8 protein-coding genes and 1 pseudogene are annotated in these 9,844 nt (G+C 43.2%); 2 read left to right on the top strand and 7 right to left on the bottom strand.

Features of this window, described 5'->3' with window-relative positions; all coding sequences use genetic code 11:
* Positions 1–375: pseudogene (locus tag Q0541_RS24525) on the top strand (calcium-binding protein); the annotation flags it as partial.
* Positions 376–435: 60 nt separating this feature from the next.
* On the opposite strand, the gene Q0541_RS24520 reads toward Q0541_RS24525, so the two are convergent.
* Both Q0541_RS24520 and Q0541_RS24515 read right to left on the bottom strand, forming a co-directional pair.
* Positions 436–1,200, bottom strand: coding sequence for a glucose 1-dehydrogenase (locus Q0541_RS24520; protein WP_298916793.1), 765 nt, complete (start codon positions 1,198–1,200; stop codon positions 436–438).
* Between the two features lie 95 nt (positions 1,201–1,295).
* A complete protein-coding gene (locus tag Q0541_RS24515) occupies positions 1,296–2,159 on the bottom strand; it encodes an NmrA/HSCARG family protein (RefSeq protein ID WP_298916791.1) in 864 nt (287 codons plus the stop codon).
* Between the two features lie 131 nt (positions 2,160–2,290).
* Between Q0541_RS24515 and Q0541_RS24510 the strand changes: the two genes are divergently transcribed.
* Positions 2,291–3,208, top strand: a complete 918-nt coding sequence (locus Q0541_RS24510) for a LysR family transcriptional regulator (protein WP_298916790.1) — start codon at positions 2,291–2,293, stop codon at positions 3,206–3,208.
* 1,060 nt (positions 3,209–4,268) lie between these two features.
* Here the strand turns inward: Q0541_RS24510 and Q0541_RS24505 are convergent.
* The 5 genes from Q0541_RS24505 to nifH all read right to left on the bottom strand — a co-directional run bounded on the left by Q0541_RS24505 (position 4,269) and on the right by nifH (position 9,668).
* Positions 4,269–4,475, bottom strand: a complete 207-nt coding sequence (locus Q0541_RS24505) for a molybdopterin-binding protein (RefSeq protein WP_298916789.1) — start codon at positions 4,473–4,475, stop codon at positions 4,269–4,271.
* Positions 4,476–4,488: 13 nt separating this feature from the next.
* Positions 4,489–5,403 carry a type I restriction endonuclease gene (locus Q0541_RS24500; RefSeq protein WP_298916787.1) on the bottom strand — a complete coding sequence of 305 codons (915 nt, stop codon included), beginning with the start codon at positions 5,401–5,403 and terminating at the stop codon, positions 4,489–4,491.
* 196 nt (positions 5,404–5,599) lie between these two features.
* Positions 5,600–6,910, bottom strand: a complete 1,311-nt coding sequence (gene nifN / locus Q0541_RS24495) for a nitrogenase iron-molybdenum cofactor biosynthesis protein NifN (protein WP_298916784.1) — start codon at positions 6,908–6,910, stop codon at positions 5,600–5,602.
* Entirely contained in the window at positions 6,910–8,316 is a 1,407-nt protein-coding gene (gene nifE, locus Q0541_RS24490; RefSeq protein WP_298916782.1) for a nitrogenase iron-molybdenum cofactor biosynthesis protein NifE, read from the bottom strand. The genes nifN and nifE overlap by 1 nt, the downstream gene beginning before the upstream one ends.
* Before the next feature lie 383 nt (positions 8,317–8,699).
* Positions 8,700–9,668 carry a nitrogenase iron protein gene (gene nifH / locus Q0541_RS24485; protein ID WP_298916780.1) on the bottom strand — a complete coding sequence of 323 codons (969 nt, stop codon included), beginning with the start codon at positions 9,666–9,668 and terminating at the stop codon, positions 8,700–8,702.
* Positions 9,669–9,844 lie beyond the last annotated feature (176 nt).

Raw genomic sequence — 9,844 nt, 5'->3', positions numbered from 1 at the left:
GGGGGCAATGGCAACGATACCCTCTCCGGGAGCTATGGAAATGACACCCTCACAGGTGGGAGAGGTAGTGATACTTTTGTTTTAGATAATCCATATGGCGGAGGTGTTGATAATCTTTATGACTTCAACCCCACTAATGACCTGATTGAGGTATCTGTTTTTTCAAACGGTGAGCCATCACACCCACTTCTGACAAGTCAATTTACTTTGGGAACATCTGCAACCACTAGCGAAGAGCGTATTATCTATAACAGGTTTACAGGTGCATTGTTCTTTGACGCAGATGGCAGTGGGTCTGCATTGCCTCAGCAACAATTTGCACAATTCTCTCCTGGATTGTTATTAACCAACAAAAATTTTGTGCTTAATTATTGATTGGAGTTACGTCACAAAAACTGAGCAAGAACCCATCTTCTGCGCTTGGATGAACCAGCTTTAGAGCCTTCCACCGTCAACAGCAAGCGTGCTGCCGGTGACATAAGAAGCATCATCGGAGACTAGAAATGTTACAGCTGCGGCGATTTCTTCTGGTTGAGCCAAGCGCTGTAGTGACGCCTTGCTCTTGAGCAAAGCCTCGAGCGATACATTCTGTAGAGCCGGATGTGTGTAAAGCTTCCCATTTTCTTTTGCCATATCCGTTGCTGTGCCACCTGGTGCAATGGCGTTGATAGTAATCCCCCGCTCTCCCAATTCGGGAGCCAAGTTAAGTACCATCGCCGAAACGGCAGCTTTGCTTGCGGCATATAGCGTGTGATGGAAGATCGAAATCTGGGCACTGACAGAGGAAGTCAGCACAATCCGTCCACCAGACGGAAGGTAGCGAGAGGCAGCCTGCGTAACAAACAGTTGTCCGGCAACATTCACACTGAACACACGCTCGAAATCTTGCGCGGTGATCTCCTCTAGCTTTCCGAAATGCTCGATACCAGCGTTGCTCACCAGGATATCCACTCGTCCGAAAGTCTTAGCGACATCGTCCAAAAGAGTATGGCATTCTGTCGGTTTGCTAACGTCGGCACGAAACGCTTCAGCTTTGAAACCCTTGCTGTTTAGTTCAGAGACCAGTGCTTCAGCAGGCTTGGCATCTTCGCGATAATTGATGGCGACGATCGCCCCTTCGCTTGCCAGTCGGGTTGCGATCGCTTTCCCGATGCCTCGACTTGCCCCGGTAACAACTGCAATTTTTCCGTTTAATTTCATTTCACACCTGATTTTCTGTGAGTGAACAATCTATTGTTTGACTCTAAATCACTACATATACCGTTTGACTCAACAGCGGACGCGAAGAAGGTTGGTTATGCCCAGTCGCGATCGCGCAAATAGGATTCCAAGTCGGTCGGTTCAGGAAAATCGCGTTTCAACTGCGCCAAATCCGCTGCGTAACCGACGTTCTCAAACCAGCGATACATGATGGTCACTTCCTCTCCGGCTTGCTGCTCAAACGCTTCAAACGGAATTTGTTGGTATTCGACGTTTTTTCCGAAAACGCTGCTGAATGCGGCTGCGATTTCCGTCATTGTCATATCTACACTTGCGACTTCCTGTTCGCGGTTCAAGAAATCTGCGGGGCGCTTGAAAACTTCAGCGACCATCTCCCCATAATCTTCTTCGGAAAGTTGCTGCAATTTCGTCTTGGGACTGAGCGGCTGGGAAAGCGTTCCGTTTTCAACCATCGGGCGCATCGCCTTGTAATTGTAAAAGAAGAAAACCGGACGCATTATCGTGTAGGGTAACTCGATCGCTCGGATGTATTCTTCAACTTGAAACTTGCTGTCAAAATGTGGAATGCCAGTTTTGCGTTCGGCGCTACCTACCGAACTGTAGACGAAATGCTGGATACTCGCCGATGAAGCTGCGTCTGCGACCGCTTTACCCTGACGGATTTCAGTTTCCATTCCATCTTGGAAATTCTGCATCGAAAAAACGCCATAGGCACCTTGCAGAGCGCCTTCAAGTGAAGCGCGATCGCTAAACTCTCCTACTACCAGTTCTGCCCCCGCTTGTTGGAGTGCTTGAGCAGCAGGCTTGTTTGGGTCGCGCACAAAGGCACGTACCTTGAAATTTCCGTGCTGCAAAAGATGACGCGCTACTGCGCCACCTTGATTGCCCGTAGCTCCAGTGACTAAGATGATTCGTTCTGAGTTTATTTGCTGTGTCATGCTTGTTTTTTCGATACTGTTTGCGTATCAGAAATTTCATCTTGTCTAAACAGTACCTTATACCGAAAAATAGGGAAAGTAGTTAAAATTCAAAACAGTTATGCAAAAAATTCAAAAATGTGGTTGCGTCAATGGACAAGCTGAAAAGCCTGATGATTTTTATGCGCTCCGCTCAATATGGCAGCTTTTCCGAGGCAGCCCGACAATTAGGCATGGCTCCGTCAGCCGTGAGTCGGGCTGTATTGCGCTTAGAAGATGAATTGGGAGTGCGCTTACTCCAGCGGACGACTCGCAGTTTGATGCTGACCGAAGATGGCAACCGATTTTATCAACGCTCTCAGCAAATTCTCAACGATTTGGAAGAAGCCGAACTCGAAGTCAAACAATCGCAATCCACGCCAATCGGAACATTGCGACTCGATCTGAGCTTTGTCTTTGGCAAGATGCATATCGCCCAGCCTCTGCTGCAATTTGCCGCACAATATCCTCAGCTAAATCTGAATGTTTCTTTTAACGATCGCCTAATCGATCTGATTGAGGAAGGCGTTGATGCGACTGTGCGGATTGGAATCAGCAGCGATAGCAGTTTAATCATGCACCACCTGGCAACTGCACACTACATCACTTGTGCCTCGCCGCAGTATCTCGCCCAGTATGGTACGCCTACAACGCCCACAGAACTATCGCAGCATCGCTGTGTCAACTTTATCTATCCACAGACTCGGCGAGAAGCTAACTGGAAGTTTGAACAAGATGGAAAATCGATTGACCCTGGCGTTGACAGTTATCTGAGATTCGATAATTCAGAAGTTATTTTAGAGGCAGTCATTCAAGGAGCCGGTGTGGTGCAATTGCCCAAATTTGTTGCAGCAAAGGCGATTGCCCGTGGAGACCTCCAACCAATTCTCCAAGCCTACGCGACCCAAGTCGGATTACCGATCGCAGTATTGTATCCGCAAAAACGCTATCTCTCGGCTAAAGTTCGCGTTTTTGTTGAGTTTATGAGAGAATTGATCGCTACTTTAAAGCGAGATGATGTTGTAAATTGAAAGGGCGTTGTTGCATGAACAGGATAAATGGGAAATTATACTTATTAACTGTTCCCTTTCTACTATTAGTACAGTTTTGCGTAAAAACGCAGCGTTTTTAATGCAGAAGAACGCATTAACATTCTAAGGGAATACATTGGCATTGTATAGGAACGCATTAACAAAGCAAGCCAACGCATTAATAATGTAAGCAAACACATTAACAATGTAAGCCAACGCATTAATAATGTAAGCAAACACATTAACAATGTAAGCCGACGCATTGGTGTTGCAGAATATTGCTAAATTTAATTCGCTACAAATTAATGAAATGCTGTACTAAGCTACGTGGAATCAGTACTACATTTTAAGTTATTGAAGCGAACATTTTAAACACCGCAATTTCCAAAAAAAGGCAGAGGGCAGCTATGCTGAAGGAAAGAAGCATTAATAGAAACTTTAGTTCTGAGCTTTGGGTTAATGCCCAGTTTAAAAAAGAAATTGTATCGATAGCGCAGCGTAAAGCCTGCGGCATGGCAACTCTTAGAGACGCTATGCGTAGCTTGCTTCCCCGTAGGAATACGTTTAGAGCAAGTCATCTCCCTTTGGGAGATACCAAGAGCAAACGAGCGTCACGTCAAGTACCCCAAGATATAAACCGTCTAAGATCAATCCCATATTTTTAAACGTGAATTTCTTTCAGCATAGCTGCTTTCTCCTGTCGGAGACGCTACGCGAACGTACTTCTACCTTCTGAAGAATAGATAAAGCGATCGCTTCCAATACAGCTAAGAAACCGCAGCTTGCAAGCATAACCCATTCGGTATAAGTAAGTCGTGGAGAAAATTTATAAGTATGTAATAAACAATTAAGCAGAAGAATTAGGTTTGAACTGTTAAGCGTTGTATTAACTCAATATTTTGAGTAACTGCAAATATTAAGTCAATACTATAGCAATTCTAAATCATTCGTGAAAAGTTAGATCCCTGACAACTTTTAGGAAGTTGGGGATCTGGACACCAAGAATTTTCACAAATCAGATAGTATTGCTATATACATGTTCAATTATTAACGCTTTGTTTTATACACCAATTATCACATCTGATGCTTTGATAATTGCTTGTGCTTGTTTTCCTGGCTGAAGCTGAAGATTATCTACAGACTCCTTAGTGATGATTGCAGTTATCTCTATACCTGGTGCAATTTCTAGTGTAACTTCACTATTAATAGCTCCAGTTTGAACTGCTTTAACAGTTCCTTTTAATGTATTGCGAGCGCTAATTTCCATATTCTGGTACTCCTTAATAGTTAGATGTTTTGTAAGAATTTGGGATTGTACAAAAAGGTCGGCGAAGCAGCTTTTTAGTAATAATGATTTCGTTTGATTCAAACACCACGAAGTGCTTGACCAACTCGAAAAAACGCCGTTTATCAAAAATGCCTTGAATTAGCACCTCTAGTTCAGTTGCGCTTTTGGCAGGAAAGTCTTCACCATCAATCGTGTGCCAGGGTAAAAACTCCTCCCAGTCCGAGGTTAATGTACCAATTCGGGCCCGATTTCCATAAGTAATAACTAGGAATGTGTTGTAGTCAAATAGCTTTGGTATTTGTTGACAGTAGGTCTGAATTTGCTGATAACCTTTTTTGAAAGTGGCCTGTTCATCACTTGGCTGAATTGAGACAATAACCGCTAAGGGTAAACCGTTGATAAAGACGACTACATCAGGACAGTGAGCATGACTCCCCTCAACTACAGTTAAGGGATGAATAGCTAGCCAATCATTGTTCAGTATATCTGACGGATCAATGAGCCACACTTTGTCATGAACTATTTCTTCGTTATACAGGTATTCAACTTCCACACCATTGGTTAAAAATTTGTGAAAGCGACGGTTATTTTTCGGCAAGTCGGAACTCTCTGTGTAACTAACCTGATGGATAGCAGCAGCGATCGCCTCATCAGATTTTGTGGGGTTAATTTTCTGCAAAGCACTACAAAGGCGCTGATACAAAACCACATCACTATAACTGCTGCGCCCTATCTGATGCTTACCCAAAGCAATATCTGGCTCTAACAAAACTGTGTAGCCAATAACCTCGAACCAGGTAAGCAAAGATGGTGCAATCGCAGATTGTGTGAAATCAAAACGGTGGCGAAGCTTTCTTGAAACACGACTCGTTTTAGCAGTTGTTTTTTTTAGCTGTGCTGGATTCATCAACAGTAGAAGACTTAATTTGAGTCAACGCAAAAGCTAGTGCCTAGTTACTGGCATCGGTTGGTATATTCACAGATGAAGTATACGGTTTGATAGTAACTATCAAAGCTGAAGTTGATCTGCAAGATTGTATCTTGTGTTACATATTACCAATATTATTGGTAATATTGTGATGAACAGTTAAAGTTAGCTCTGTTTAATGCTTAACCTTTGTTTCTTGCTCTAAAAACAGGTTGCCAATATCAAATAAAAGTTGCATGGTACCTCGATAGCCAACCTTGGTGAGCTGACCATGATCTAAGCGGTCAAAAATGGGAATCCCTTGACGATAGAGAGGAATTTTTAAGCGTTGAGCGATCGCCACTCCATGAGAGTTGGTAATTAGCAAATCAGACCCAACCGCCAGTTGCTCAAAGTCCTCCAAATCGCCGATGGTGATGCTCTTAATCGGAAGTTTTTCCAGCAGAGGAAAGCGTGTTGTTGTCACTGCTGCGTGAATCTGAACTCCAAGCGATCGCATGAAAGAAACTGTTGACCAAAGTAAATCTGGTTCCAGCGCTAGAGAAACTCGCTTGCAACCAAAGTAAAAGTGATTCTCTAACATCACATGTTGTAACTGACGGCGTTGACGGCGGTATTTTTCAGGTATACTAACACCACTGATATCTGCCAATGCTTGCAGGAATTTATCTACTGCTGTTAGTCCCGTTAGTTCACCAAATACCTCGTAAGGTATATTGAATCTTTTATCCAAAATTTGCGCCCCACCCCGCATACTCTCACCTAATGCCAAAGTGAATACAGAACTGCCAATTGAGCGCAACTGTGCTGCATTTGTGCCATTAGCTGTGATGGCACTAGAGGAATCTTCTATATGACCATCTAATGAGCCAGAAAGGTCAGGTACAACAATAGGTACGAGTTTAAAGGAAGTGACAATCTCTTTGATTTCCTTTACATCTCCTGGTGTGAAGGCAGAACTCGCTAAAATAGTGATTTGTGTAGGACAAGCGTCTTGCTTGGAGCTTTTTTGGGGGATTTCCCTGACTATACTCTCAACTGCACCAGCAAAGCCATCCTGTAATGTACCTTTAAAATCTGGTGTAGAGACAAGCACAATTGGTAAATAATCTAGTTCTGGGTGACGGTAGCGAATCTCTTTAACAAAGCGTCCCATGTCATCTCCTCTGGTTTCCACGAGTCCAGTGCTACAAAGACCGATAATTTCTGGTTTGGATCTCTGCACCAAAGTCAAGATTGCTTGTTCTACTCTTTCCTCACCACCCAAAATGGTTGCAACTTCTGTCATTGCTGTACTGGAAAGGGGAATCGCCTGACGCAAATGCTGTACTAATACTGCCTTAGTCAAAGCAGTACAGCCTTGAGAACCGTGTAATAAAGGCATCATTCCCTTCAACCCCAAAAAGGCTAAAACTGCACCTACAGTTTGGCTTTGCTTCAGGGGATTAACTGCAACTGATGTACTCGTAACGCTAATAATCGCCATCAAACGTCCTCCTCTAGAGAATTTCCTGCTTCCTCATCCTCTGACCACGGGGCTGGCTGGCATACTTGCTCCCACACAGGGTTGTAAAAAGCGGCATACAGTTCTTGTGTCACCTCTAAAATTCCTATGTAGCCTGCATAGGGATGGTTGCGTTCTTGATTAATGTCTAGGAATGGAATCCTAGCTGTGAGAGAGATATCTTGATGGCGTTTATCAGCAATTAACATATCAGCTTGATTTTCGTTAATTATCTGGAGGATTTCTTGAGAACTATTTTGTTCTAGAATTATCCCTTCCTGACCCAGTAAACTTTTAACTCTAGTTCTATCCTCCTCAATATTATTCTTAGTAAGAATAGCAATAACTTCCATCCCCAATTTCTTAGCCGCAAAGATAATCAACCAACTCTTGAAACTTCCAATAGAAAGGATAATGCGCTTACCTTGCAATTGGGTGATATAAAGAGCGAGCTTCTCTTCTAAAGCAGCAGTTTCTTCTGCAATTAGTTTTTCTGTACGTTCTTGCAAATCAGGATTACCCAACTTTGCGGCAATGTTCCTTAGGCACTGATTAATTTGCTCAATACCATAAATAGACTCTTCAATATAAGGAATGCCATATTGTTTCTCCATGCTCTTTGCCATGTTGATTAGTGCTCTGGAAAAAAGGAGCACGTTAAGCTTGGCACGATGGGCATAGCAAACTTCTTTGTAGACAGCATCACCTGTAATTTTTGCCAAAACTCGAATACCTAATTTCTCCAATAACGGTAGAATATTCCATATTGCACCTGCAATGTTGTATTCACCAATTATGTTAATGTCATAGGGTGTACTAGTATCTGGTTCAGCTGTTCCAATAACATGTGAAAGCATTGCTTCACCAGCAACACGGTTGCCCAAATTTTGGTTTCCAATGAATCCAGGGCAATGTACAGGGATAGTGGGTATTCCTGTTTTCTCGGTGGCATCTTTGCAAACTCCCTCGATGTCATCCCCAATCAGAGCGGTGATACAAGTGGAGTAAACAAATACCGCCGCAGGTTTGTAGCGTCTTTGTAATTCTAAAATGCCTTTGTACAGCTTTTTGGCTCCACCGAAGATGATATCGTTCTCATCGATATCACTGCTAAAGCGTATTTTGTATAGCATCGAACCAGAGGAAAGACTACTGTAACTTCCCCAAATACTAGAAGCACAGCCACTTGGCCCGTGGACTACATGAGCAGCATCAGTGATTGGTATAAGGGTAATCATTGCACTATCAAAAGCGCAACTGCCTTGAGTCGTTCCAGGTTGGGGTAATTGTGTGGAAGACTTTTTTTTCTTTTGTATCTGCTGCTGAGGAGCATCTTCAGAATTTGAGTCACTGAGTGAATCGTTGATTTTTCCTGGGGTGGGATTCATTTGTTTGGTGACAATAGGTAGAAGTTATTAGGTGTTAACTGAATTCCCAAAGGCTTTTATAGGATTTTTATTTATTTACTGTGTATCTAAAGCATGAAATAAAAGGGAATGAGAAAGAGAATTTCCCATCCCCTAAAACATCAACATCAACTAGGTTAGAGAAGGAGAAAACAAAAACACGAACTAGACTATTAAAGTATTAATCTTGCCCTGTACGTGTTAGTGTATTAGTGTTAGTACGATGAAGCTCAAACACACAAAAGTTAAGATTAGCTATTCGATTACCTCCATTTTAAACGATTGGTGAGAAAGTGGGCAAGAATAGCCCACCTAATATTTACTCTGTATTTAGTACCTGATTCTGAACGAGAACCTTACTTCTTCTAACTACCAGCAACAATCTCTACGTTGCCTTTTTTCAGTGCTTCTAGTGCTTCGCCTTCAGCATCTTCTAGCTTCTTCTCACCATCTGCTTGAGCGTTAGCAGCACCTATCAGTTTTGCAGCATTTTCTTCGCTTTCGAGAATACCAAATTCAATCAACAAATCTTCTAGCTCATCCATCTCAATAGGTGTGGGAACGGCAAGATTTGTATTGTTGATAATCTTGTCTGCTAATGTCCGATATTGATTAGCTTGATTGCTATCGGGTGCGTACTCGTTGACAGTCATCCGGCGCAATTCTGCGTGTTGCACGATGTTGTCGCGGGGAACAAAGTGAATCATCTGAGTACTCAATCTGGCCGCCAATGTGCTAATCAGTTCGTCTTCTCTATCGGTATTACGACTATTACAAATTAGACCTCCCAAGCGCACGCCACCAGTATGGGCGTACTTGAGAACACCGCGAGAGATGTTATTAGCAGCAAACATCGCCATCATTTCACCAGAGGTAACGATGTAGATTTCTTGGGCTTTACCTTCACGAATTGGCATGGCGAAACCACCGCACACAACGTCGCCCAACACGTCGTAGGATACGAAATCTACATCTGAGTAAGCGCCGTTTTCTTCAAGGAAGTTGATGGCGGTGATGATACCGCGACCGGCGCAACCTACACCAGGTTCAGGACCACCAGATTCCACGCATTTGATATCTCGAAAACCATTGATAACTACTTCTTCAAGTTCGATATCTTCCACAGCACCTCGTTCAGCAGCGAGGTGCAACACGGTGGTTTGAGCTTTACAGTGCAGAATCAAACGGGTAGAGTCAGCTTTCGGGTCGCATCCCACAATCAAAATCCGCTTACCCACTTCTGCCATAGCAGCAAGGGTATTTTGGGAAGTGGTAGATTTACCGATACCACCTTTACCGTAGAAAGCAATCTGTCTAATTTTTTCGTCGGACATGAGATTAATCCTGTAATTGTTTTTTTGGTGGGTCTGTCAGTTTATGAGGCGATTGTGCTGTTAAGTTACAGCAGTTACCATGTGTAGAACGTCATTGGAGGTGCTCGTTCTACAGCAAAAAGAGTCCGAATCCAGAACATATTCAAGTTTTGGTCAGTTTTCGTTGGCCATTAGTC

This window comes from uncultured Nostoc sp. (assembly GCF_937863485.1).
Lineage (GTDB): Bacteria > Cyanobacteriota > Cyanobacteriia > Cyanobacteriales > Nostocaceae > Nostoc.
Note: the sequence above shows the minus strand (reverse complement) of the source record. Positions and strands in the feature narration are given on the sequence as shown.

Bases quoted from the DNA above. Each gene is read 5' to 3' on its own strand.
- Q0541_RS24510 (WP_298916790.1), top strand. From the start codon at position 2,291: ATGGACAAGCTGAAAAGCCTGATGATTTTTATGCGCTCCGCTCAATAT.
- Q0541_RS24505 (WP_298916789.1), bottom strand. From the start codon at position 4,475: ATGGAAATTAGCGCTCGCAATACATTAAAAGGAACTGTTAAAGCAGTT.
- nifN (WP_298916784.1), bottom strand. From the start codon at position 6,910: ATGGCGATTATTAGCGTTACGAGTACATCAGTTGCAGTTAATCCCCTG.
- nifH (WP_298916780.1), bottom strand. From the start codon at position 9,668: ATGTCCGACGAAAAAATTAGACAGATTGCTTTCTACGGTAAAGGTGGT.
- Q0541_RS24520 (WP_298916793.1), bottom strand. From the start codon at position 1,200: ATGAAATTAAACGGAAAAATTGCAGTTGTTACCGGGGCAAGTCGAGGC.
- Q0541_RS24500 (WP_298916787.1), bottom strand. From the start codon at position 5,403: ATGAATCCAGCACAGCTAAAAAAAACAACTGCTAAAACGAGTCGTGTT.
- nifE (WP_298916782.1), bottom strand. From the start codon at position 8,316: ATGAATCCCACCCCAGGAAAAATCAACGATTCACTCAGTGACTCAAAT.
- Q0541_RS24515 (WP_298916791.1), bottom strand. From the start codon at position 2,159: ATGACACAGCAAATAAACTCAGAACGAATCATCTTAGTCACTGGAGCT.